This window comes from Sulfitobacter sp. D7 (assembly GCF_003611275.1).
In the GTDB taxonomy this organism is placed as follows: domain Bacteria; phylum Pseudomonadota; class Alphaproteobacteria; order Rhodobacterales; family Rhodobacteraceae; genus Sulfitobacter; species Sulfitobacter profundi.
This window is the reverse complement of record NZ_CP020694.1, coordinates 1770479-1794438: the sequence shown is the minus strand read 5'-3', so window position 1 is coordinate 1794438 and position 23960 is coordinate 1770479. Positions and strand designations below refer to the sequence as shown.

The 23960-nt window shown below is 62.3% G+C and carries 26 protein-coding genes and 1 tRNA gene; 13 read left to right on the top strand and 14 right to left on the bottom strand.

All coding sequences use genetic code 11. The annotated features are described in order from the left end of the window. Positions 1-3: 3 nt before the first annotated feature. The gene (locus B5M07_RS08650) at positions 4-1131 is read right to left on the bottom strand and encodes an anhydro-N-acetylmuramic acid kinase (RefSeq protein WP_120351005.1); all 1128 of its coding nucleotides are present in this window, start codon (positions 1129-1131) and stop codon (positions 4-6) included. 66 nt (positions 1132-1197) lie between these two features. On the opposite strand from B5M07_RS08650, the gene tyrS reads away from it, so the two are divergent. The 3 genes from tyrS (at position 1198) to B5M07_RS08635 (ending at position 3928) form a co-directional block, all read left to right on the top strand. After that, positions 1198-2448, top strand: a complete 1251-nt coding sequence (gene tyrS, locus B5M07_RS08645) for a tyrosine--tRNA ligase (RefSeq protein WP_120351004.1) — start codon at positions 1198-1200, stop codon at positions 2446-2448. A gap of 113 nt (positions 2449-2561) precedes the next feature. Then, a complete protein-coding gene (locus B5M07_RS08640; RefSeq protein ID WP_067939285.1) occupies positions 2562-3317 on the top strand; it encodes a 3-hydroxyacyl-CoA dehydrogenase in 756 nt (251 codons plus the stop codon). Then, positions 3317-3928, top strand: coding sequence for a hypothetical protein (locus B5M07_RS08635; RefSeq protein WP_120351003.1), 612 nt, complete (start codon positions 3317-3319; stop codon positions 3926-3928). The genes B5M07_RS08640 and B5M07_RS08635 overlap by 1 nt, the downstream gene beginning before the upstream one ends. Here the strand turns inward: B5M07_RS08635 and B5M07_RS08630 are convergent. The 3 genes from B5M07_RS08630 to B5M07_RS08620 all read right to left on the bottom strand — a co-directional run bounded on the left by B5M07_RS08630 (position 3925) and on the right by B5M07_RS08620 (position 7044). Beyond that, a complete protein-coding gene (locus tag B5M07_RS08630) occupies positions 3925-5736 on the bottom strand; it encodes an ABC-F family ATP-binding cassette domain-containing protein (RefSeq protein ID WP_120351002.1) in 1812 nt (603 codons plus the stop codon). The genes B5M07_RS08635 and B5M07_RS08630 overlap by 4 nt on opposite strands. Positions 5737-5791: 55 nt before the next feature. Next, positions 5792-6514, bottom strand: a complete 723-nt coding sequence (locus B5M07_RS08625) for a GNAT family N-acetyltransferase (protein WP_120351001.1) — start codon at positions 6512-6514, stop codon at positions 5792-5794. Positions 6515-6579: 65 nt separating this feature from the next. Continuing rightward, positions 6580-7044, bottom strand: coding sequence for an outer membrane protein assembly factor BamE (locus tag B5M07_RS08620; RefSeq protein ID WP_120351000.1), 465 nt, complete (start codon positions 7042-7044; stop codon positions 6580-6582). A 90-nt stretch (positions 7045-7134) separates the two neighbouring features. Here B5M07_RS08620 and B5M07_RS08615 point away from each other — a divergent pair, with 90 nt between their 5' ends. The 8 genes from B5M07_RS08615 to B5M07_RS08580 all read left to right on the top strand — a co-directional run bounded on the left by B5M07_RS08615 (position 7135) and on the right by B5M07_RS08580 (position 12953). Then, positions 7135-7686 (top strand): YceD family protein, encoded by a 552-nt coding sequence (locus tag B5M07_RS08615; RefSeq protein WP_120350999.1) that lies wholly within the window; start codon positions 7135-7137, stop codon positions 7684-7686. Between the two features lie 201 nt (positions 7687-7887). After that, a complete protein-coding gene (gene rpmF / locus B5M07_RS08610; RefSeq protein WP_067629003.1) occupies positions 7888-8094 on the top strand; it encodes a 50S ribosomal protein L32 in 207 nt (68 codons plus the stop codon). Between the two features lie 50 nt (positions 8095-8144). Then, complete coding sequence (gene plsX / locus B5M07_RS08605; RefSeq protein ID WP_120350998.1) at positions 8145-9221, top strand: phosphate acyltransferase PlsX; 1077 nt, start codon at positions 8145-8147, stop codon at positions 9219-9221. Then, on the top strand, positions 9218-10189 hold the full coding sequence (locus B5M07_RS08600; RefSeq protein WP_067628999.1) for a beta-ketoacyl-ACP synthase III: 972 nt from the start codon (positions 9218-9220) through the stop codon (positions 10187-10189). Before plsX ends, B5M07_RS08600 begins: the two co-directional genes overlap by 4 nt. Before the next feature lie 109 nt (positions 10190-10298). Further along, positions 10299-10601, top strand: coding sequence for an integration host factor subunit alpha (gene ihfA, locus B5M07_RS08595; RefSeq protein WP_067265868.1), 303 nt, complete (start codon positions 10299-10301; stop codon positions 10599-10601). A 3-nt stretch (positions 10602-10604) separates the two neighbouring features. Beyond that, positions 10605-11654 (top strand): MerR family transcriptional regulator, encoded by a 1050-nt coding sequence (locus B5M07_RS08590; RefSeq protein ID WP_120350997.1) that lies wholly within the window; start codon positions 10605-10607, stop codon positions 11652-11654. A 67-nt stretch (positions 11655-11721) separates the two neighbouring features. Then, positions 11722-11798: transfer RNA gene (locus B5M07_RS08585), tRNA-Pro, on the top strand. Positions 11799-11876: 78 nt separating this feature from the next. Then, complete coding sequence (locus B5M07_RS08580) at positions 11877-12953, top strand: 2'-deoxycytidine 5'-triphosphate deaminase (protein WP_120352198.1); 1077 nt, start codon at positions 11877-11879, stop codon at positions 12951-12953. A 237-nt stretch (positions 12954-13190) separates the two neighbouring features. Here B5M07_RS08580 and scpB read toward each other — a convergent pair whose 3' ends face one another. The 7 genes from scpB to B5M07_RS08545 all read right to left on the bottom strand — a co-directional run bounded on the left by scpB (position 13191) and on the right by B5M07_RS08545 (position 20410). Next, the gene (gene scpB, locus B5M07_RS08575; RefSeq protein WP_067628995.1) at positions 13191-13847 is read right to left on the bottom strand and encodes an SMC-Scp complex subunit ScpB; all 657 of its coding nucleotides are present in this window, start codon (positions 13845-13847) and stop codon (positions 13191-13193) included. A 3-nt stretch (positions 13848-13850) separates the two neighbouring features. Continuing rightward, the gene (locus tag B5M07_RS08570; protein WP_120350996.1) at positions 13851-14645 is read right to left on the bottom strand and encodes a segregation and condensation protein A; all 795 of its coding nucleotides are present in this window, start codon (positions 14643-14645) and stop codon (positions 13851-13853) included. Continuing rightward, positions 14638-15645, bottom strand: coding sequence for a beta-N-acetylhexosaminidase (nagZ, locus tag B5M07_RS08565; RefSeq protein ID WP_120350995.1), 1008 nt, complete (start codon positions 15643-15645; stop codon positions 14638-14640). The genes B5M07_RS08570 and nagZ overlap by 8 nt, the downstream gene beginning before the upstream one ends. Next, complete coding sequence (locus B5M07_RS08560; protein ID WP_236646208.1) at positions 15645-16652, bottom strand: SPOR domain-containing protein; 1008 nt, start codon at positions 16650-16652, stop codon at positions 15645-15647. Before B5M07_RS08560 ends, nagZ begins: the two co-directional genes overlap by 1 nt. A 79-nt stretch (positions 16653-16731) precedes the next feature. Then, entirely contained in the window at positions 16732-18477 is a 1746-nt protein-coding gene (gene argS / locus B5M07_RS08555) for an arginine--tRNA ligase (protein WP_120350994.1), read from the bottom strand. 106 nt (positions 18478-18583) lie between these two features. Beyond that, on the bottom strand, positions 18584-19204 hold the full coding sequence (locus tag B5M07_RS08550) for a hypothetical protein (protein ID WP_120350993.1): 621 nt from the start codon (positions 19202-19204) through the stop codon (positions 18584-18586). Positions 19205-19252: 48 nt separating this feature from the next. Then, entirely contained in the window at positions 19253-20410 is a 1158-nt protein-coding gene (locus B5M07_RS08545) for a deoxyguanosinetriphosphate triphosphohydrolase (protein ID WP_120350992.1), read from the bottom strand. Positions 20411-20506: 96 nt separating this feature from the next. Here B5M07_RS08545 and B5M07_RS08540 point away from each other — a divergent pair, with 96 nt between their 5' ends. After that, the gene (locus tag B5M07_RS08540) at positions 20507-20830 is read left to right on the top strand and encodes a HesB/IscA family protein (protein WP_067627534.1); all 324 of its coding nucleotides are present in this window, start codon (positions 20507-20509) and stop codon (positions 20828-20830) included. Positions 20831-20846: 16 nt separating this feature from the next. On the opposite strand, the gene B5M07_RS08535 is transcribed toward B5M07_RS08540, so the two are convergent. Both B5M07_RS08535 and B5M07_RS08530 read right to left on the bottom strand, forming a co-directional pair. After that, entirely contained in the window at positions 20847-21908 is a 1062-nt protein-coding gene (locus B5M07_RS08535; RefSeq protein WP_254693911.1) for a DUF6902 family protein, read from the bottom strand. 53 nt (positions 21909-21961) lie between these two features. Further along, on the bottom strand, positions 21962-22225 hold the full coding sequence (locus tag B5M07_RS08530) for a DUF6749 family protein (protein ID WP_132443468.1): 264 nt from the start codon (positions 22223-22225) through the stop codon (positions 21962-21964). Positions 22226-22573: 348 nt separating this feature from the next. Between B5M07_RS08530 and xth the strand changes: the two genes are divergently transcribed. Continuing rightward, positions 22574-23356: an exodeoxyribonuclease III gene (gene xth, locus B5M07_RS08525; RefSeq protein WP_120350991.1), complete on the top strand. Its 783-nt coding sequence runs from the start codon at positions 22574-22576 to the stop codon at positions 23354-23356. A gap of 3 nt (positions 23357-23359) precedes the next feature. Here the strand turns inward: xth and B5M07_RS08520 are convergent, their stop codons facing one another. After that, positions 23360-23944: an HNH endonuclease gene (locus B5M07_RS08520; RefSeq protein WP_067621954.1), complete on the bottom strand. Its 585-nt coding sequence runs from the start codon at positions 23942-23944 to the stop codon at positions 23360-23362. Positions 23945-23960 lie beyond the last annotated feature (16 nt).

The window sequence follows — 23960 nt, the reverse complement described above, 5'->3', positions numbered from 1 at the left end:
CGGCTATGCTCGGCTGACAGTACCGCCACCCACTGCTGCACGCACGCCGGTCGTGCTAGGGCATGAGGTCGGCAGGCCACGCGCCACGCGTACAGCGAGATAGGCAAAAGCCTGTGCCTCCAGCATATCGCCATCCAACCCGATCTCTTCCACCGGAGCGACAGGGCAATCAAGGCTGACGTCCAGCATCCGCATCAGCACCGGATTATGGCGCCCGCCCCCCGTGATATAGACCCGCTCGGGCGGGGCCGGGCAGTGCTGCATCGCCTCGGCCACGCCAGCGGCGCACATGGCGGTCAGGGTGGCACAGGCATCGGCGTCTGACAGTTCACCGACCAAGGCGACCATTTCCGCGAAATCATTCCGGTCGAGCGATTTGGGCGGCATGCGTGCAAAGTATGGCTCGGCAAGGAATAGCTCCAACGCGCCATGTTCCACCCTGCCCCGCGCGGCCAGTCTGCCGCCTTCGTCAAAGTCTTGGCCGAGGCGGGCCTGCATCAAATCGTTGATCGGCGCATTTGCCGGGCCGGTATCGAAAGCCAGCAGCGCGCCTTCTTCCTCTGGGCGTGCAACGCGCGGATCGACCCAAGTCAGGTTGCCCACGCCGCCGAGGTTCAAAAAGGCCACCGGGCCCTCCCGCCCTGCAAATCGCGCGCAGGCATGGTGAAAGAACGGTGCCAAAGGCGCGCCCTCTCCGCCCAGTTCGACATCGGCGCTGCGGAAATCCCAGACGACGGGCAAGTTGATGGTGCGCGCCAATAGCGCCCCGTCGCCCACCTGCAGCGTGCCCTGCATCCGCGGCGCATGGGCAAGGGTCTGGCCGTGGAAACCGACAAGCTCGACCCCGGGTTCATCTTTCAACACATCATCCAACAGCGCCAGATGCGCGGACTCGACAGCTTGGGCTGCCGCCTCAACCTCGGCCCCGTGCCATTTCCCGAATCCGGCGGCGATCACCCGACGTTCCTCAGTCGAATAGCTGCGATAGGCGCTGCGCCCAAAGCTGGTGATGTCCTGCCCATCGGTGCGCAAAATCGCGGCGTCCACCCCATCCAGAGAGGTGCCCGACATCATTCCCAGAGCCGTCACCACACCGGTTCCGACATGTTGCCTGTGCATGGCCCTATTCATGGCCTTTTCCTTTGCCGCTCGTACGCATATAGATTGCCCCGCAATACAGTTTTGAGGCAAGTCACCATGACATACCATCCCAAATCGGAGTTCATCCACACGATGATGCAGCGCGGCTTTCTGGCCGATTGCACCGATTATCAGGGGTTGGACGACGCCCTGCGACAAGGCGCAGCCCCCGCCTATGTGGGCTATGACGCCACGGCCAAATCGCTGCACGTGGGGCATCTGGTCAATATCATGATGCTGCGTTGGTTGCAGAAATGCGGCGGCAAGCCGATCACCCTGATGGGCGGCGGCACGACAAAGGTGGGCGATCCATCCTTCCGCTCGGATGAGCGCCCCCTGCTCACGCCCGAGGCGATCAACGACAATATCGAAGGCATTCGTCAGGTCTTTGCCCGCTACCTTGATTATGGCGATGGGCCGAGCGACGCGCTGATGCTCAACAACGCCGAGTGGCTGGATGAGCTGAACTACCTCGATTTCCTGCGCGACATCGGGCGGCACTTCTCAATCAACCGGATGCTCAGCTTTGAAAGCGTAAAATCGCGTCTGGACCGCGAGCAATCGCTGTCGTTCCTTGAGTTCAACTACATGATTCTCCAAGCCTATGACTTTATGGAGCTTCACCGTCGCTACGGTTGTATCCTGCAGATGGGCGGCAGCGACCAATGGGGCAACATCGTCAACGGCATCGACCTCACCCGACGCGTGATCGACGGCGAAGTTTACGGCCTGACCTCGCCCCTCTTGACCACCAGCGACGGCAAGAAGATGGGCAAATCTGCGGGCGGCGCGGTCTGGCTGAACGGCGATATGCTTTCGCCTTATGAGTTCTGGCAGTTCTGGCGCAATTGCACCGATGCCGATGTGGGCCGTTTCCTTAAACTCTACACCGAGCTGCCGGTCGATGAATGCGACCGTTTGGGCGCGCTCGCCGGGTCCGAGATCAACGAGGCAAAGGTGCGTTTGGCCAATGAGGTCACCGGCCTGCTGCACGGCGAAGAAGCGGCGCGCAACGCCGAAGCCACGGCGCGTGAAGTCTTTGAAAAAGGCGGTGTGGGCGACGATCTGCCCACCCTGACCCTCTCGGCGGCGGATGTGGGCGATGGCGTCTCTATCGTGCAACTGCTGGTGAAATCGGGTCTCGCCGGGTCCGGCAAAGAGGCCAAGCGCCTGATTGCCGAGAACGGCGCGCGGATTGATGACCAGCCGCTGACCGATGCGGGCATGATGCTGGATGCGAGCGCGCTGTCCTCTCCGATCAAGCTGAGTGCGGGCAAGAAACGCCACGCGCTGGTGCAGGTCGGCTGATTGCCAAGGGGGGAAGGCAACGGCCTTCCTCGCCCCCCGCCGCAACGGCATCGCTTGCATGGGGCGAGACTTCGTGTTGAACTGAACAAGCGTTCATATCGGGGGGAGCCATCATGAAACTAGACAGTACAGCCGCCATCGTCACCGGGGGCGCATCGGGGCTTGGCGAAGCCACGGCGCGCTATTTTGCGTCGCAGGGGGCACAGGTCACCCTGCTGGATCGTGACGCCGCACGGGGCGAATCTGTGGCCAAGGAAATCGGCGGGCATTTCGTCATGACCGATGTGACGGATGAGGCTTCGGTCCAAAAAGCGGTGGGCCATGCTCAGGAAAAGATGGGCTGGATCACGGCGGCGGTGAACTGCGCAGGTATTGCCCTTGGCATCAAGACCACAGGCCGCGACGGGCCGCACCCCTTGGACGCCTTTCAACGCACGGTCGACATCAACCTTGTCGGCAGTTTCAACGTGGCGCGGCTTGCAGCGGTGGCCATGGCCAAGAACACTCCCGAAGACGATGGGGCGCGGGGGGTGATCATCAACACCGCCTCAATCGCCGCTTTCGACGGTCAAAAGGGCCAAGCCGCCTATGCCGCGTCCAAAGGCGGGATCGTAGGCATGACCCTGCCCATGGCGCGGGATCTGGCCAAAGACGGCATCCGCGTGATGACCATCGCGCCCGGCATCTTCAAGACGCCGATGCTGGCGGGCCTGCCGGAAGAAGTGCAAGCGGATCTGGCCAAGGATGTTCCCAACCCGCCGCGCCTTGGCGATCCTTCGGAATACGGGCGGTTGGCCGGGTTCATCGTTGAAATGGGCTATCTCAACGGCGAGGTTATCCGCCTTGATGGGGCGCTGCGGATGCGCTGATGCCGCTGCAGAACCGCGTCCAGCCCGATGGAGAGATCATCGCCCACCCCGCGCGGGGTGGGTTCATGGGCAATCGCGGTATCCTGCACGATGAAAACGGTCTGCACCCCAAACGCCGTTGGGCGCATCAGAATTGGGTGTGCTGTGTGCTCAGCTTTAAGGGCCGTCGGCGGCAGTTGATGGCCCCGCGGCACTATACCGAGCTTTTCTTTCTGGACGAGGCCGTGGCCTTTGCCGCAGGTCACCGGCCCTGCGCTGAATGCCGCGCCGCGGATTACCGACGTTTTCGGGCGTGCTGCGATGTGTCGGGGCCTGCTGCGGCCCTTGACCGTCAGTTGCACAGCGAACGCGCCGTGCCGCGCGTTTTCCAACAGCGTCGCCATGCGGATGTGGCGATGCACGACCTGCCTGACGGGTCTTTTGTCTTAGATCATGAAGGCCAGAGTGGGGTGCTGTTCGGCGATGCCTTCCACCGCTATCAGCCCTCAGGCTACGGCCCGGCGCAACCACGCCCTCGGGGCCGTGTCACCCTGCTCACTCCGCCCAGCAGCTTCGCCGCCTTCCGCAATGGATACCGGCCGCAGATCGCCCTGAAAGACGCGGGGGGTTAACCCTGCGCCTTTTCCTCCAGCGCCATCCACTCTTCCTCGGCGTCGGACAGTTTTTCGTGCCGCTGCACCAGCGCATCGGTGGCCTTTTGGAACTTCACCGGCTCACGGGTGAACAACTCCGCGTCGCTAAGCAGTTCTTCGAGTTTGCCGATCTCCGCCTCAAGACGCTCAATCTCACCCGGCAGCGCTTCGAGCCGGTGCTTTTCGGTAAAGCTGAGACCTGAGACGGATTGTTTCTTCTCTGCTTTCGGCTCGGCCTTGCCGGGCTTGGACTTTACCACGCTGTCGGAAAAATCATCCTGGTCGCGCTGCGCCAGATAGTCGCTCCAGCCGCCGGCATAGACCGTGGCACGCCCGTCGCCTTCCATGGCGATGGTGGTGGCGGCCACGCGGTCAAGGAAGTCACGGTCGTGGCTGACCAGCAGCACGGTGCCGTCGTAGTTGCCCAAGAGTTCTTGCATCAGGTCAAGCGTCTCAACATCCAGATCGTTTGTCGGCTCGTCGAGCACCAAAAGGTTCGAGGACCGTGCCATGATCTTGGCCAGCAGCAGCCGCGCCTTTTCCCCGCCTGAGAGCGAGCGCACAGGCGCGCGGGCCTGCCCCTCGTCAAAGAGGAATTCTTTTAGGTAGCCGACCACATGTTTGGGCTGTCCGCGCACCAGCACCTGATCGGCCTTGCCTGACACGCGCATGTCAGGATCCCCCGTGAGGCTGTCCCAAAGGGTCATGTCCCCGTCAAGCTGCGCACGGGCCTGATCGAAAAGCGCCAGTTCCAGATTGGTGCCGAGCTTGATCTCGCCTGAATCGGGCTGTTCTTTCCCGATCAGCATGTTCAGCAGCGTGGTCTTGCCCACGCCGTTCGGCCCCACCAGCGCGATCCGGTCGCCGCGTTGCACAGTGATCGAGAAATCCCGCAGGATCTGTTTGTCACCGAATTTCTTGGCGATCCCCGCAGCTTCGATCACCTTGCGGCCAGACTTCGGCCCGGCCTCCAACGCCATGGCCGCCGTGCCTTGCCGTTTGATCTGGGCCGACCGTTCGGCGCGGAGATCCTGAAGCGCCCGCACCCGGCCCTGATTGCGTTTGCGCCGCGCAGAGATGCCTTCGACCGCCCAACGGGCCTCGGCCTTGATCTTGCGGTTCAGCTTGTGACGCTGCATGTCCTCCTCTTCCCAGACCTGATCGCGCCAAGCCTCAAAGCCTTCAAAACCGATGTCCTGTCGGCGCACGGCCCCGCGGTCCACCCAAAGGGTCGCGCGGGTCAATTCGCGCAGAAAAGCGCGGTCGTGGCTGATGATGACAAAGGCCGTGCGGGTGCCCTTCAGCTCGGATTCGAGCCAAGCGATGGCTTCGATGTCGAGGTGGTTGGTCGGTTCGTCCAGCAGCATCAGCTCGGGCTCTTCGGCCATCAGCCGCGCCAGTGCCGCACGGCGGCGTTCGCCGCCCGAAGCGGTGGCGACGGGGCGTGCGGGGTCGAACTTCAGCCCCTCGCCCGCGCGTTCGACCTTGTACATCTCGCCCGGATCAAGACCGTGTGCGGCGAAATCGCCAAGCGTCTCGAACCCCGTAAGATCGGGTTCCTGCTCCATATAGCCGACCGACACGCCGGGCCCGGCAATCACCGCACCGCTGTCAGGCTCGACCAGCCCGGCCATGACCTTCATCAGGGTCGATTTGCCCGAGCCGTTGCGGCCGACCAAAGCCAGCCTGTCGCCGGTCTGAATCACCAGTGAGAGGTCTTCGAAAACAGGATCGCCGCCAAAGGTCAGCGAAATGTCGGTGAGTTGTAAAAGGGGTGCGCGTGCCATGCCCGCCAGCTATCTCTCGGCGCGGGCAAGGTCAATGTCCAAAGGCGCGCCCGCGTCAGGCCAATGCACGCAAGAGCCGCGCGCGGTTGGGTGGGATCGCGGCGATCTCAAGCCCGGTAAAGACGTGCAGCGTGTTCATCTGCCGGTCGATCACAGCGTGATCGCTGACCCATCCCCCCATCGCCAGATAGCTGCGCAGCAGCGGCGGGATCTGCTGGCGCGCGCGCCGGGGATCTGCGGTATGGCTGTCGCGGGCGTAGGCGTGGATATCCGCGGCTTTGGCGGCAGGCCGCCAGTGTGCCGGGGCAAGGTGCTGCTGTTTCAACAGGGCAAAGGCATCGCGGTAGGCGGCAGGATCGGTGCCCGCAAAGGAGGAACAGCCGAACAGAAGCGCCGCACTGCTGCGGTCGACCTCTCGCGCCAACTGCCCCCAAGCGAGGCGCTGAATATCCGGATCGTGCCAATCTGGATGAATGCAAAAGCGCCCAAGTTCCAGCATGGCGCCCTCCATCCGGTATAGGCGGCTCAGGTCATAGAATTGCGCGGCATAGCTTTGGCCAAGGCTCGTGCCCTGAAACCGCGTCAGGCGAAAGCAGCAGATCAGCCTATCGCTGGCGCGGTCCTCGACCAGAAAATGCCGTGCAGCCGCGTCGAAGGGGTCTCTGTCTGGGGTGGTTCCGGTCTGAAAACATTGCGCCCGAAGCGTCTGCGCACGGGTAATGTCAGCAGGCGTGATGGCTTCGCGCGTCAGATATCGGCCCGGGGGCGCATGGGTCATCTGCGAGGTCGCCTTCGCTTGTCCGCTGCCCCGCCGACCGTCCGGCGGGACATGCCGGGGGAAACTTAGCTGCCGAATGCCGAGGGGCTAAAGCGGCCGATGTTGCCCAGAAGCTGACGCAGGAAGGTGTTATCGGCTACGGGAGATGTCGTCACGCGGCGCGATAGCGGCACAACTTGCCCGCGTTCCAGCCCAAAGCGTTCGACATTCGACACCACACCCGCCTCATTGAAGCTGACGGTCACCACTTCACGCTCGATCTCTTTGGCGGCCAGAAAGCCCAGAGCCCGTTTGCGCATTTTAACGTAATAGTAACTATCATCGCTCAAAACACCTGAAACGGTGGGCACACCGATCTTCTGGGCGACGCTTTCTTTGGTATCGCTGCCAACGACGACCTGCTCAAGCTGGTCCTGCGGCGGCACATAGCCGTGGTTTTCATACTGCGGGCTGCAGGCTGTGAGAAGCAGTGCAAGGCCCATACCTGCGAGCCGGAGACTCGTCTTGCCGGTCTGTTTCGATTTGCGCATTTGCTCTGCCCTCTTGCCCTGACGGATTATGGCTTTTATTTCGCATACACCAAGGCACCCCAAGTGTACAAGAAACGAAAGTCGGATCTCATGTCGCGCAAATCACCTACGCCCACCGCTCTACGGGTCGCTGACCTGTCCCAGACGGAGCCAAACGGCTTTGCGCTGCGCCCTGAGGCAGAGGCGCTGGCGCAGATCGCCGAGGAGTTGAACCTCTCCGCGCTGCGCAAACTCAGCTTTTCAGGGAGCATCAAACCCCTCGGCAAGCAGGACTGGCAGCTTGACGGGAAATTGGGCGCGACCGTGGTGCAGCCCTGCGTGGTCACGCTGGAACCCGTTACCACGCGCATCGACGCGAATATCACCCGCCGCTTCGTCCATGATTTCGAACTCCCCGATGAGGAGGAGGTCGAAATGCCCGAGGACGACACGACCGAACCGCTGGGGCAATGGATCGACCCTGCGCAGGTGATGATTGAGGCGCTGGCGTTGGAAGTGCCGGAATACCCCCGCAAGGGCGATGTCGAACTGGGCCAGATGGTCCATGCCGAACCCGGGCAGAAACCGATGACCGACGAAGACGCGCGGCCCTTCGCGGGCTTGGGTGCCCTGCGCGATGCGCTAAAGAAAGACGAAACCTAAAGAAACAGGCGGAAAACCGCGGGTATTCGCGCTTGCATCGCGGCGAATTCGCGTTATTTTGCCGCCCTCACCCGAATTAAGGTTGGACATTGCGCGGCTGCGGCCCTAAAGCGTCGTCACGCCCGAAACGGGGTCCGAATTGAAACACGGTTGCGGCCTGCCACATGCACGTCAGCAACCCCGAAGGCAAAGGCACCAGACATGGCTGTCCAACAGAATAAAGTATCTAAATCCCGCCGCAACAACCGCCGCGCCCACGATTCGCTGTCCGCAGCGAACCCGAACGAATGTTCGAACTGCGGTGAGTTGAAGCGCCCCCACCACATCTGCGCTGCTTGCGGTCACTATGACGACACCGAAGTTGTCGCCCTGACCGAAGAAGTAGACCTGGAAGACGACGCAGCATAAGCTACGGTTGTTTCCAAGGTTTTCTCTAAGGCAGTGAGGCATTCGCACTGATGACGGCCCAGCCCGATCACCCCAACGCGAAAGCCGGACACACCCTGATCTCGGTCGACGCGATGGGGGGTGACGAAGGCCCGGCAGCAGTTGTTGCCGGGTGTGCGCTTTCTGCGACAGCAAATCCCGACATTGGTTTTATCCTGCATGGTCCCCGCGATCAGTTGGAGCCTTTGATCGCCAAACGTGGCGAGTTGTGGGGCCGTTGCGAAATACGTCACGCTACGGATGTCGTCACGATGGACGACAAGCCGAGCCAAGTTGTGCGTACCGGCAAAGACAGCTCCATGTGGTCGGCCATCGAATCCGTGCGCAGCGGAGAGGCGGCCGTGGCTGTCTCTTGCGGCAATACCGGCGCGCTGATGGCGATGTCGATGATACGGCTGCGTAAATTGCCGGGCGTGAACCGCCCTGCGATTGCCGTGCTCTACCCGTCTTCCAACCCCCAGGGGTTCAACGTGATGCTCGACGTGGGCGCCGATGTGCGCGCCGACGCCGATGATCTGTTGCGTTTCGCGCTGATGGGCACCTCCTATGCCCGCAACGGCATGGAACTGGAACGCCCCCGCGTCGGTCTGCTGAACGTCGGCACCGAAGAGCATAAGGGCCGTACTGAACTCAAAGAAGCCTACGATCTGATTCGGGCCCAAGGCGATGCCACCGGGTTTGAATTCGTCGGTTTCGTCGAGGGCGGCGATATCTCGGGCAACCGCGCCGATGTCATCGTGACCGACGGTTTCACCGGCAATGTCGCGATCAAGACCGGCGAAGGCACCGCCAGCATGATCGGCAACCGCCTGCGCGAGGCGTTCAAATACTCGCCCCTGTCCCGGCTGGCCTCGCTGCTGGCCTATACATCCCTGCGCCGCCTCAGCAAAAAGATCGACCCACGCCGTGTGAACGGTGGCGTCTTTCTGGGTCTGAACGGCACGGTGGTGAAATCGCACGGCTCTGCCGATGCGACCGGCATCTCTGCTGCGATCAAACTCGCCGCGCAGTTGTCGCAGAATAAATTCAATGACAAGCTGGCCGCTCGCGTTGCCGCGACGCTGCCAGCCGAGGAGTCCGTCAAATGAGCCTGCGCGCCGTTGTCACTGGTTGTGGCCACTACCTGCCCGCCCGTGTCGTGGAAAATGCCGAATTTGAAGCGACCCTCGACACCAATGACGAATGGATCCGCTCGCGCTCGGGCATCGAACGGCGCCACTTTGCCGCCGAAGGAGAAACCACCTCCACCATGGCCAGCGCCGCAGCGCGCAAGGCGCTCGAAGACGCCGGGCGCGATGTCTCTGACGTGGATGCGATCGTCGTGGCGACCTCCACGCCTGATCTTACCTTCCCCTCCGCCGCGACCATGGTGCAGGCCGAATTGGGCATGACCAGTGGTTTTGCCTTCGACGTGCAGGCTGTCTGCGCGGGCTTCGTCTATGCGCTGGCAAACGCCAATGCCTTGATCGTATCCGGTCAGGCGCGCAATGTGCTGGTGATCGGAGCCGAGACTTTTAGCCGGATCATGGATTGGACCGACCGCTCGACCTGTGTGCTGTTTGGCGACGGCGCGGGCGCGTTGCTGCTTGAGGCGCAAGACGGCAGCGACAGCCCGTCCGACCGGGGCATCCTCGCGACGGACCTGAATTCCGACGGACGCTACCGTGATCTGCTCTACGTTGATGGCGGCGTGTCGACCGGCACCACTGGCTATCTGCGGATGCAGGGCAATCAGGTGTTTCGCCACGCGGTCGAGAAACTTGCCGCCACCGCCAATACCGCGATGGACCGCGCCGGCGTCAGCGCCGAAGATGTCGATTGGATCGTGCCGCATCAGGCCAACATCCGCATCATCCAAGGCACCGCAAAGAAATTGAACCTGCCGATGGAGCGCGTGGTCGTCACCGTACAGGACCATGGCAACACCTCGGCGGCCTCGATCCCGCTGGCGCTGTCTGTGGGCCGTGAGCGTGGCCAGATCAAACAGGGCGATCTGATCGTCACCGAAGCCATTGGCGGCGGTCTGGCGTGGGGCTCTGTTGTCCTGCGCTGGTAAGTCCCTGAGCTAACGCGGAAAATCTCTGCCGAATCGTGCTTGATCCGGGCATTGATGTTGACTCTAAAATTCTGAGCAGCATATGCTATTGGAAAGCATGGGGGATATAATGCCGAACAAGACATTGACGCGCATGGATTTAAGCGAAGCTGTATTTCGTGAAGTCGGTCTTTCTCGTAATGAGAGTGCTCAACTGGTCGAAGCAGTGCTTGAGCATATGTCCGACGCTCTGGTCGACGGGGAACAGGTCAAGATTTCCTCTTTCGGCACCTTCTCGGTACGCGACAAGACCGCGCGTGTGGGCCGAAATCCGAAAACCGGCGAAGAGGTTCCGATCAACCCGCGCCGGGTGCTGACCTTCCGCCCCTCGCATTTGATGAAAGACCGCGTTGCCGAAGGCAACAAGTCCTGACCCATGGTCAAATCGCCGGACGCTTTTCGCACCATCTCCGAAGTCGCTGACTGGCTCGGTATTCAGGCCCATGTTCTGCGGTTCTGGGAGAGTAAGTTCACCCAAGTGAAACCCATCAAACGGGCTGGAGGGCGGCGCTATTACCGTCCGGCCGATATGCTGTTGCTGGGTGGGATCAAGAAACTGCTGCACGATGACGGGCTGACCATCAAAGGCGTCCAAAAGATCCTCCGCGAAGAAGGGATGACCCATGTGTCCTCCCTCTCTGCCCCGCTTGATGAGCTGGATTTTGCGGAGCCTCGGCCCGCCCCCAAACCTGACATCATCCGCCCGGAAACCGGGGTGGTTCTGAACTTTGGCGGCGCAAAGTCTGACGCCGTGCCCGAGGCCGATGTCTCGGACGCGGACGCCGAAGAGGCAGAGCCTGCCGCCGATCTGGACGAGAACGCTCTGCCCGTCAAAGAACCCGCAAGCGCAGCGGAGGCGACGCCTGTCGAAGAGGCACCGAAAGCACCGGAGGCCGCGCCTGTGGCGGTGCCGCGCCGCTCGCCCGTGCCGCCCTCCGATGACCACCCACGGGCCACGCCTGATCCGCTGGCCCCGTCAGACAGCGCGACGCCGGATGCGCCGCAATTGGATGAACCTGCCGCTGATGCAGCGGTTGAGCCCGCCCCGGCTATGTCCATCCCATCTAAGCCAGAACCGTCCGAGCCTGAACCGGCATCAAACGCCAGCCTCCCCGATTTTCTCAAACGCCCACTGGCTCCCGAGCCTGAACAGGCAACCGAAGCGGCGCCCGACCCCGCGCCTGAGCCCGCAGAAGCCGCGCCCCAAGAAGACGAGGTCGACCACACGCCCAAACCCGCGATCATCGATCTGCCTGATTTCACCCCCGAAGCCGATTTCCCCGCCAGCCCGGGGCTGCTGAGCGTTGGCGCCCGTGTCCACCGTCTGCCGCGTGACGTGCAACCTCGGGTCGCCGGTCTGCTGCTGGATCTGGCCGAATTGCGCGCGCGTATGGCCGCGGAACCCGGCACCGAAACAAATTACTAATCGCGATGAAAAGTTTGGCAATTCCCTCTTGCGCCCCCTGCGAGATCGGGTATGAAGCCCACGTAGTCGGGCTATGGCGCAGCCTGGTAGCGCGTCCGTCTGGGGGACGGAAGGTCGCAGGTTCGAGTCCTGCTAGCCCGACCAACCGACTACAACAAAACGCCCGCGCCGGTAACGCGCGGGCGTTTGTCATTTGAAAGGCCCCGTTTGATGCCCAATGCGATGAACGGGGTGCTCCCCAACCAGCAGATTGCAGCGATGATCGACAGCGGTGCCATTGCCGCCGATCCGGCGGTGACCTCGGCGCAAATCCAGCCCGCCAGCCTTGACCTGCGGCTCGGCAATGTCGCCTACCGCGTGCGCGCGTCTTTCCTTGCGGGGCACGGGGCCAAGGTCGCGGATCGTTTGGAAGAATTCGAGATGCACCGCGTCGACCTCAGCGATGGGGCCGTGCTTGAAAAAGGCTGCGTCTATGTGGTCCCCCTGATGGAGCGGCTGGCCCTGCCCGAAGGCGTCTCTGCCGTGGCGAATGCCAAAAGCTCCACCGGGCGGCTTGATCTTCTGACCCGCACCATCACCGACGGCGGCACCGAATTTGACCGGATCGCGCCGGGCTATACCGGCCCGCTCTATGCCGAGATCTGCCCCCGTTCCTTCTCGGTGCTCGTGCGCCCCGGTATGCGGTTGAATCAAATCCGCTTTGGCAGCGGGGATGCGACGCTCGATGATGACGCCCTGCGCGCGCTGCATGACACCACGCCACTGGTGGACGGCACTGCCGTGATCGACGAAGGGTTGGGTTTTTCCGTCGATCTGCGGCTGCCCGGCACCAGCCTTGTCGGCTACCGCGCGAAGCCGCATACCGGGGTGATCGACCTCGACAAGATCGGCCACTACGACCCCGCCGCCTATTGGGAAGAGGTGCACAGCACCAATGGCCAGATCATCCTTGATCCCGGCGCGTTTTATATCCTTGTCAGCCGCGAAGCGGTGACGATCCCGCCCGCCTATGCCGCTGAAATGGCACCCTATTTGGCAATGGTCGGAGAGTTCCGCGTGCATTACGCGGGCTTCTTCGATCCGGGCTTTGGCCATGCCGAAGCAGGTGGCGCAGGCTCACGCGGGGTGCTTGAGGTGCGCTGTCACGAGGCGCCCTTTGTGCTGGAGCATGGGCAGGTCGTGGGGCGCTTGGTCTATGAGCATATGGCGCAGATCCCCAGCCAGCTTTACGGCGCCGACATCGCGTCGAATTACCAAGGTCAGGGTCTGAAACTGTCGAAGCATTTCCGCTCCGTCTGACCGCCTACCGCGAGCGAAGAAACCGGCGCAGCAAGCGGACCCCTCGCTGCGCATTGCGCGCATTGAAAGCGGTGCCCCCGCGCGAGCGGCCCTTTTTTCCCACGCCAGCGCCTCGTGACATTAAGCGGCGCATGACATGGCGCAGAACCATATTGACGATCGGTTTCATCAGCCCTCTCCCTTGGATCAGCCTCCCTGATGTAGTGGCAGCGGGGCGTAAGTCAGCCCTGGCCCCAATCAATCTTCGAACAGCTCGCTCTGGCCTTCGGTGGTTTCTGGCTCGTCCTCGCCATCGCCTACGGTGGGCAGCAGACCGGCGGGCGGGCGGTTTTCCAACAACCCGGCAGAGCGCAGTTCTTTGAGCCCCGGCAGGTCCCGCGCGCTTTCCAGACCGAAGTGATCCAGAAACTCCTGCGTGACCACAAAGGTCACCGGACGGCCCGGCGTCATCTTACGGCGGCCAAAGCGGATCCACTCCATCTCAAGCAATTGATCCACCGTGCCGCGCGACACGGCCACGCCGCGAATCTCTTCGATCTCGGCGCGGGTGACGGGTTGGTGATAGGCGATGATCGCAAGCGTTTCGATCGCAGCGCGGCTGAGTTTGCGGGTCTCGACCGTTTCCCGATGCATCAAAAAGCCAAGGTCCGGCGCGGTGCGAAAAGCATAGGCGTCGCCGACTTTCATCACCTGCACGCCGCGCCCCTGATAGCGGTGGCGCAGAAAGGCCATCGCCTCGCCCACGTCAGAGCCGCGCGGCAGCCGCTGTTCCAATTCTCGCAGCGTGATTGGTTCGGAACTGGCGAAAAGCACGGCTTCGATCATACGCTCCTGCTCGGCCAGCGAGGGCGCGTCGAACAGTTTCTTTTCTTTCGTTTCAATCTCTTCCGACACGCATCAATCCTTCTTGCGCAGTTGGATGGGGGCGAAAATCTCTTTTTGCCGGATCTCCATATGCCCCTCTTTGACCAATTGCAGGGAGGCCGCAAAGGTCGCAGCGGTCGCTGAGCGGCGGCGCTCAGGATCGCTTTCCCAGCCCTCGGGCAGGTAGCTGCTCAGATCACCCCAATCGCCCGCATAGCCGATCAGCCCGCGCATCCGTTCCAGCGCCTCTTCCATGGTAAAGACCTTGTCGCGGTCCATCACAAAGGGGCGGAAATCCTCCCGCGTGCGGGTGCGCGCATAGCCCTGCATCAGGTCCAGCAGCGTCGCGGTATAGGTGACCTTTTTGACAGTGGTGATTTCTTGGGTCTGGCCGCGGGCAAAGAAATCCCGGCCCAGTTGATCCCGCGCCATCAGGCGTGCGGCAGCGTCCCGCATCGCCTGCAGGCGTTCCAGTTGGAAAGCCAGATGGGCGGCCATTTCTTCGCCCGAGGGGCCTTCTTCGGTGGGGTCCGGCGGCAGCAAAAGGCGTGATTTCAGGAAAGCCAGCCATGCGGCCATGACGAGGTAATCCGCCGCCAGTTCCAACCGCAGTTCTTTGGCACGCTCGACAAAGGCCAGATACTGCCGCGCCAGTTGCAGGACCGAAACCTTGCGCAGATCGACCTTTTGCGTCCGGCTCAGCGACAGCAGCAGATCAAGCGGCCCTTCATAGCCTTCGACATCAATGATGAACGCCTCGGCGGCCAGCCGGTCGGCCACGGAGCCACCGGCCCCGCCCCTGTCTTCCTCGAATGTCGTGTCAGCCATGCAATGCCCCGCCCAGAAGCGTCTCAAGCTGGGCGCTGAGGGCGTCGATGTCAACGTCGTCGGGGGTTTGCCGCGCATCCAACGCACGCAGCGCGCGGGTCTGGGTAGCTGTAGTCATCTCGCCTGCGGCCTCGGCCACGGCGCGGCGTTCTTCCAGCGGTCCATTGCAAAAAAGCGCGACATCACAGCCCGCGGCAATGGCCGCACGGGTGCTTCCCGCCGGGGTCATCTGCAGGGCTTTCATCGAAATATCGTCGGTCATCACAAGGTTATCAAAGCCGATATCATCGCGGATGATCCGCATCACCTCTGACGACAGAGTCGCGGGCGTGTCGTCCAGCGCGTCATAGACAAGATGTGCCGTCATGCCCATCGGCAGGTCGCGCAGGCTGCGGAACGGCGCGAAATCCACGGCCTCCAGATCAATGCGGCGGGCATCCACGCGGGGCAGATTGTGATGGCTGTCGAGCGTCGCCCGGCCATGGCCCGGCATATGTTTCATCACCGGCAGCACGCCCCCGGCCAGCAGCGCATCGGCAACGGCGCGGCCAATCTCGGCCACCTGCCCCGGCGTTTCGCCATAGCACCGGTTGCGCAAAAACGGATGGGTCTTGGGCCCCGCTACATCGATCAGTGGCGCACAGTTGCTGTCGATCCCGACGCTGTGCAACTCATGGGCGATGATCCGGTACATCAAGTAAAAGGCCTTCGTCGCCCGTTCCCCGGCGCGCGCGGCCAGTTCCATCGGCGGCATCCAATCGCGCCACTGCGGGGCGCGCATCCGCTGCACGCGGCCTCCCTCTTGGTCGATGGTGATTACTGCCTCATGGCCTGCCGCCTCGCGCATCTCATCACATAGCGCGCGGACCTGATCCGGGCTGTCGATGTTGCGGGCGAAAAGGATGAAGCCGAAGGGCCGCACGTCACGAAAGAACGCTTTTTCCTCGACGCTGAGCTGGAGGCCCGTCGCGTCGAGGATCGTGGCCCCGAAGGGACGCATCAGCGCATCACCACCGGGATGCAATCCGCATTTTCGGCCACAAGTGCCGAACAGAAGCGCCGCGCATCGGCGATGTCGTCAAAGCCCATGGCACGCAGGCGATAGAACACCCGCCCGCCGCTGGTGGCCTTTTGCACAACGCGATTCTTACCTTCGAGATAGGCACCGAAACGGCCCTGCAAACGGTCCCATTGTTCGCGGGCAACCTCGGGGCTGTCAAAGGCACCAAGCTGGGCCATCCGGGTGCCAGCGGGAAGGGCCGCGGGATCAACCTCTTGGGCGACAGTCGCGACCGGATTGCTCTGGACTGCGGCGGGTGTCACCACGGCACCGCCTGCCGGGCGGCGGCGCGGACGCAGGGAGTTGCGCACGCCGGGCGCGTTCAATACGGCCTTGACGACTTTCGGCTGCACGGAGGTATCGGCCAGCGCCATCGCCACGGCGGCATCGACCGGATCACCAGAGGCGCCCGCCCCGGAGAGCGGTGCGACACCATTGGTCAGCTGCGCCACGAGGTCTTGAACATTGCCAGAGCGGATCGCGGCGGAGGCATCGATCAGGTCGCCGTCATTCTCGTGGGCGACGGCGGGGGTCGCATTGCCCTGTGTCTTTGCGGCAACCATCGCCACTTGAACGGGCTGGTCTTCGTCTTGCAATTCCATTTGACGCGGCGCGAGGCGCAGTTGATCTGCGGGCCGTCCGGCGCTGCCTTCGGCGGCAACGACATTGACCGATAAGCCCTGATGGCGGGCCAATTCGCCGCCCGGCTCTTCGGGGCGCACGCGGATCTCGCCTTCGATGGCGCGGACCACCGGAATGCCGGTCACATCACGCACCAGCAGCTTGTAGCCCCAAACACCAATCCCCGCGACAAGCGCCAAGGAAACCACAGCACCTGCGATATTGGTGAGCGTTGTCAGGGTCTTGGGCCCGCTGCCCACTGCGTAGCCATGCGCGGAATCGGGCGCATAGCCCGCCGTCGTCGGGGAAGACGTGAAATCTGCCATCTCTGCCTCTTTGCCCGGCGTGATACATCGCCACGCGGGTCTGGTCATGGGGTTGCCTGTTTTCGGCGCGCTGGTGCGGTTATCGCATCTCCTGCGCCGGTGTGACCCCAAGAATACCAAGACCCGCCGCAATTACAATCGCAACGGCACGCGACAGGGCGATTTTTGCCTGCGATGTGGCAGCGTCCCCTTCTTGCAACGCACGCAGCCCGTCTTCGGAACGGCCCAAGTGGTAGAGGCTGTGGAAATCGGACGCGAGTTCATAGAGGTAGAAGGCCACCCGGTGCGGCTCGTTGCTGCGCGCGGCGGTTTCGACCAGACGCGGCCATTCGGCCAGTTTGCGCAGCAGGCCCAGCTCGGCATCATGGTCAAGCTTGGTCAGATCCGCATCCATCAGCGTGGCATCGGCAACCTCGACCCCAGCCTCTTGCGCCTTGCGCAGGATCGAAGCCACCCGTGCGTGGGCGTATTGCACATAGAAGACCGGGTTCTCGCGGCTTTGCTCCAATACCTTGTCGAAATCAAAGTCGAGCATCGCGTCGTTCTTGCGCGTCAGCATGACAAAGCGCGTCACATCGGGGCCGACCTGATCGACCACATCGCGCAGGGTCACAAAGGTCCCTGCCCGTTTGGACATCTTGAACGGCTCGCCGTTTTTAAAGAGTTTCACCAGCTGCGTCAGCTTGATGTCGAGCGGCACATGACCATCGCTCAATGCCGACACGGCCGCCTTCATCCGTTTGACGTAGCCGCCATGATCCGCGCCGAAAATGTCGATCAGCATGTCAAAGTCGCGGCTAACCTTGTCGTAATGATAGGCGATGTCAGGGGCGAAATAGGTCCAGGACCCGTCGGATTTCTTGACCGGGCGGTCCACGTCATCGCCGTGTTCGGTGGATTTGAACAGCGTCTGTTCGCGCGGTTCCCAATCTTCGGGCTTCTTGCCTTTTGGCGGCTCCAGCACGCCTTCGTAGATCAGCCCTTTGGCTTCGAGAGAAGCAATCGCCGCTTCGATCTGGCCGGTGCCGTAGAGAGATTTCTCGCTGTAGAAGACATCCATCTCAACGCCGAGGGCCGCCAAATCCTCACGGATCAAGTTCATCATCGCATCGGTGGCAAAGTCGCGGATATGATCAAGCCATTCGCTCTCAGGTTGGTCGACCAGCTTGTCGCCATACATCTTGGCCAGCGCCTCGCCCAGCGGGATCAGGTAGTCCCCGGGGTATGTGCCATCGGGAAAGGCCACCTCTTTGCCATTGGCTTCAAGGTAGCGCAGGTAGACCGAGCGCGCCAGCACATCGACCTGCGCGCCGCCGTCGTTAATGTAATATTCGCGCGTCACATCGTAGCCTGCGAAATCCAGCAAGCTGGCCAGCGCATCGCCAAAGACCGCGCCACGGGTGTGGCCCACATGCAGCGGCCCGGTGGGGTTGGCCGAGACATATTCGACGTTCACCCGCTGACCCGCGCCAAGGATCGCGCGGCCAAAGTCGGTGCCTTGGTTCAAGACTTGCCGTGCCACGTTCTGCCAGACCGAAGGCGCAAGGCGCAGGTTGATAAAGCCCGGGCCGGCCACTTCGGCAGAGGTGATGCGCGGATCGTTTTGCAATTGGGCGGCCAATGCTTCGGCGATATCGCGTGGCTTCATGCCCGCGGGCTTGGCTAGCACCATCGCGGCGTTGGTCGCCATATCGCCATGCGCGGCGTCGCGTGGCGGCTCGGCGGTGATCGGGTCAAAGTTCAGGGTCGCAGGCAGGGCCTCCTGCGCGACCATCTGTTCCAGCGTCGCAATGATAAGATGGCGAATTTCGGCAAATAGGTTCATGTCGGGTATCCTTGTTCCCCGCCCGTTTATCATGTGCGGGAGTGCAGTCAATCAAGCGGCAGGCCGCGAGGGCCCAAGTCAGGGAATGGCGTTTGAAGCGGCGGTATCAGCCGAGGTCCAAACGCCCACTTCGGAGCCGTCGGCCAGCCTCGGACCCCAGGAACAGCGCGCTGTCTGCCGCGAGGTCGGCTTGCCCCTCGGGTACCGTAATCAGGTGAAAATGCAGCCCGCGTGCGCCAAACACCTTATCGAGCGCGGCATTGGCGGCCTCAAATGCGCCGATCATGCCATGACCAGCAAGCGCCAGCGGCTGGCTGGGGCGCGGCAGGACGGTCACGACAGACCCCTGCCCAGCCACCAAGCCCCGGCCCAAGGCCCGCACCATGGCAGACAGCCCCCGGATCTGCGCGTCCATGCCCTTGGCGCAATCGTCGGGGTCCAGCGGCATCAGGTTCAACACCAAATGCAGCGGCGTGCCGCCCCAGTTGCGGTGGAGCGGTTCGAACCGGCTGACCAGATCCCCGGCAAGCGCCAGCCCTTCGACCCTTGCGGTCGACTGGCTCATCAGCCGTGCCAGCACGGCGGGATCACGGTCCATCGCCACGACTTCCGCCCCCAACTTCGCCGCGCGCTTGGCGACCGTTGGGCCCGGCGCTTGACCCGCCGAAAGGATCGCAAAGGTCGCGTCACCGGCAAGGCTTTCCGGCAGAACGGGGGTTTGTATCATGTCACGTCACCTATGGATCACAAAAGGCAGGCTACCATGCCGCAAAGATTAGCGGAAGCTGCGCAAATCACTGCCAAAGAGACGGGCGTGTTCTTGCAACGCAAATCGGTCAGTCATGCCCGCAATGTAATCCGAGACCATCCGCGCCAGCGTGGTTTCATCCTCTGCCGCCTCAATTGCCGCCGCCCAGTGGCGCGGCAACAGGTTGGGCTGAGACAGAAACAGCGGAAAGAGGTCTTCGACCACCTTAGTGACCTTCTCGCGATTCTCCATCACCGAGGGGGCGCGATACATCCGGGTGAAAAGGAATTTTCGGATCTCGCGCAGGTCCTGCCAGACAGGATCCGAAAAACGGATCACCGGACGGCCCAGATGGCGGATGTCATCGGGCGATGTCGCCCCCGTCTCTTTCAGCAGTTTGGACGATGTTTCGATCACATCGCCTACCATCACGCCAAAGACCCGGCGCAGCGCCTCATGACGGCGGCGGTAGCTGTCGGTGTCGGGGTAAAGCCGGTCCACTTCCGCATAGGCCGCGCCGACCATGGGCAGCTCTGCAATCTCGGCTTCGGTGAACAGCCCTGCCCGCAGACCGTCGTGCAGGTCGTGGTTGTTGTAGGCAATGTCATCGGAAAGTGCCGCCACCTGCGCCTCTGCACTCGCATGGGTGTGCAGTTCCAGATCATGGCGCGCGTTATAGTCAGCCAGCGCATGGGGCACGGCGCCCATGACCGGCCCATTGTGCTTGGCAATCCCTTCGAGCGTGTCCCACGTCAGGTTCAGCCCGTCGAATTCGGCATAGTGCCGCTCCAGCGTTGTGACGATCTTGATCGCCTGCGCGTTGTGGTCAAACCCACCGTAGGGTGCCATCAGCTTGTGCAGCGCATCCTCGCCGGTGTGGCCAAAGGGCGTGTGGCCCAGATCATGCGCCAACGCCACGGCCTCGGTCAGCTCGCCATTCAGGCGCAACGCCCCTGCGATGGTGCGCGCAACCTGCGCCACTTCGATGGAATGGGTCAAACGGGTCCGGAAATAGTCGCCCTCATGCTCCACAAAGACCTGCGTCTTATGTTTGAGCCGCCGAAAGGCGGAGGCGTGAATGATCCGGTCCCGGTCCCGCTGATAGCAGGAGCGAAACGTGCTTTCCTCCTCCGGCACCAACCGTCCCTTGGCGGTGTCCGGATCCGAGGCGAATTCTGCGCGCATTGCGGCTGGTCCTCTCTCGCGGTCCTTGTGACCTGTCCTTGTGGTTTCTATATGTTAGGGGAACACGAAAGAAAACCGATGCATCGGAGCCCGCAGATGAACCTGCCCCCCAAAGTCACCCCCCGCGCCTTTGAACGCCTTGCCGAGATCGGCGCCGCCGACGAAGGCAAAGCCCTGCGCGTCGCTGTCGAAGGCGGCGGCTGTTCAGGGTTTCAATATGACATTGCGCTGGACGAACCTGCCGAGGATGACCTCGTTCTGGAAGGCAGCGGTCAGAAGGTGGTGGTCGATAGCGTGTCCCTGCCGTTTCTGGCCGATGCGGTGATCGACTTCACCGAAGAACTGATCGGCGCGCGGTTCACGATTGAGAACCCTAATGCCACGGCGGCCTGCGGCTGCGGCACGTCATTTTCGATGTGAGCGCATCCGGGCGCGTTCAGGCGCGCGCCCGTGCGAACCCCTCGAAAAACTGTTCGAAATGCGGGCCAGAGCGTTCGGCTGCGAGCAAGATCGCATGGCTGTCAGGTCCGAGATAAGACAGAACATGGGGGCGCATATACCCCCAATCCGCGCGCCGCTGCGCCCCCATATCACTCAAGCAAGCCGCCAGCGGGCGCAGCGCACCCTGCCCGCTGCGGGCGGCGTGAAAGCGCAGCGCGCCTTGCGGCATGGTTTGGGCCAGTGACGAACGGTCTGCGATTTTCATGGCCCAGCCGGTGACAAGAAATTCGTGATAATCGTCATGCATGGGCGCATGGGGCTCGGCTTGAACGCGCAGGGCGCGGTGGTAGGCCGCGATGGCATCTTCCCACAGTGGGCTTGGGTAATTGCCGCTGAAACGCAGCGCGGCGCAGACCTCGGCCAGCAGATCCATGTCCTGATCCAGAAAGGCCAGCAGCCCGGTGAAATGCAGGCTCTTTAGTGTCCCGTCTGGCAGTTCGGGAATCTGGCGGCCATAATCCGACAAGTAGAAAATGATATGTGTCAGCTCATAAGCCGCCTTTCGATTGGGCATGGCAAAGGTGACACTGCGCGAGACGAAGTCGCGCAGCCGCTGGCCAAGCGCCCCGTCACCGACCTGCGGCCCGACACCCCGACGGCGCAGCAGACGGCGGGCCTCGGCGCGTTGCAGGTCCGACAGTTCCGCGCCTTCCAGCTCCGCCCGCGCAACCCTGCCGCAGAGCGCCGCGCCGTGTTGCTTTGGCAGGCCGATTGCTTCGAGGTCGAGGCAGATCGACAGGATAAAACGGTAGTATTGTGGGAAATTGCGCAGCAGATCGCGGCACCCTGCGTGGAATGCGGCGAGCGGCTCTAGCGCCTCGGCGTCCAGCGCGGCGCCCGTGCTTGCCAGCACCCCCAGCAGTTCGGCGTTTTCCTTGAGCCAAAAAACATCCCCCTGAGCGCGACGCTCCTTCGCAAAGCTGCGGATCAAGCGGGCGGACTGGACGCCCGGGTCGCGGCACTCGGCAGGTCTCAGCAGAACAACATTGGTCATCATAGCGCCTCCAGATGGGAAACAGCGGGCGACAGGGCCGCCCGCTTGAACCAGTTTCAGGCATCAAAGCGCAGCACCTGCGCCTCGGTCGGCGCGAGGCCGGTTGTGAAAAGACCGACCCCCGCCCCCTGCGCGATGCTGCCGCTGTCGTGGTGCAGACCGGTGGTGAACATCTCGGTCCCCTCGCCCATCAGCATGTCACCGCCTCCGCGGTTAAGACCGGTGGTGAAAAGGCCAACCCCCGCGCCGAGCATCATCGGCTTGTCCTGTGTTTCAGGCGCTGTTACGGGGGCGAAGTTACGTGCGGAAATAGCGGTCATCGTGGTGTCCTTTCAAAGGGCTTTGCAATTTAAGGATGTAGTCCAATTACTGATGCACGTTAAAATTGTTTCGCCAAGGATTTTTCGCCTAAGTTATTGTACTGGTTAAGTTATCCACATTAGTGTCGCGCCACAGTTTCGACCAATTGTTCGACTTTCCATCCTTTGCATGGTGCCAACTAAAAACCTTCCACAGGGCTGCTATAGAACAATGCAGCGCGGGAGAATTCCGCGGCTCTAGCTATACTAGAAATTGCCGCCCAAGAATCACCCTAAGCGCGCAGCCCTCCCCCTTGCTCCGCCACCGCATTTGCGCGATAGCAGACCCACGTCGAAAGAGGGCCGGATATGAAAATCGCGAGTTTTAACATCAACGGTATCAAAGCCCGCGCCGCGGCCTTGCCCGAGTGGCTCGACGAGGCGCAGCCGGACGTGGTTGTGCTGCAAGAGATCAAGTCGGTCGACGAGGCCTTCCCCCGCGAGATGCTCGAAGAGCGCGGTTATAACGTCGAGACCCACGGGCAGAAATCTTTCAACGGTGTGGCGATCCTGTCGAAACTCCCGCTGGAGGATGTGACCCGCGGCCTGCCCGGCGATGACGAAGACGATCAGGCTCGCTGGATCGAGGCCACGGTCGTGGGTGACGATATGGCGCTACGGGTTTGCGGGCTTTACCTGCCCAATGGCAACCCGGTGCCGGGGCCAAAGTATGACTATAAACTCGCTTGGATGGCCCGGCTACAAGCCCGTGCCGAGACGCTACTGGCCGAAGAAACGCCCTTCCTCATGGCGGGCGATTACAACATTATCCCGCAGGCCGAAGATGCGGCCAAACCCGACAGTTGGCGCGAAGACGCGCTATTTCGCCCCGAATCCCGCGCGGCGTGGCGGCAGCTGGTGAACCTTGGGCTAACGGATGCTTTTCGGGCGCGAACCCAAGGGCCGGGGCATTATTCGTTCTGGGATTATCAGGCCGGTGCCTGGAACCGCAACAACGGCATCCGCATTGACCATTTTCTCTTGTCGCCGACCGTGGCGGACCGGCTGCGCGATTGCCAGATTGACCGCGATGTGCGCGGGCGTGACAAACCGTCGGACCATGTGCCGATCTGGGTCGAACTGGATATCTAAGCGTCAGGCCTGAAGCTCGGCATCCCAATAGAGAAAATCCATCCAGCTTTCATGCAGATGGCCGGGCGGGAATTTGCGCCCCATGTTGCGCAACTCTTCGGCGGCGGGTTGGCGCGGCGGTTTGCGCAAAGCCAGCCCCGTGCGGTGCAAGGGCCGCGAGCCTTTGCGCAGATTGCAGGGGCTACAGGCCGCCACCACGTTTTGCCAGCTTGTCACCCCACCCGCAGCGCGGGGCACCACATGGTCAAAGGTCAGATCCCCCTTCGCGCCGCAGTATTGGCAGCGGAATTCATCCCTCAGAAATAAATTAAAGCGCGTGAAGGCCACGCGCTTTTGAGGTTTGACATAGTCTTTGAGAACGACAACGGAAGGGATCCTGATCACCGTAGAGGGGCTGCGCACCACCTCGTCATATTCGGCGACGATCTCGACCCGGTCGAGCCATTTGGCCTTTACCGCTTCTTGCCACGGCCACAGCGACAGCGGATAATAAGACAATGGCCGATAATCCGCGTTGAGCACCAGCGCGGGGTGGTGTTTGAGCGCCGCCGGGTGGCGGGTAAATTCGGTCCTGAAATCGCCGTCCATCTGGTCGCGTCCTCTG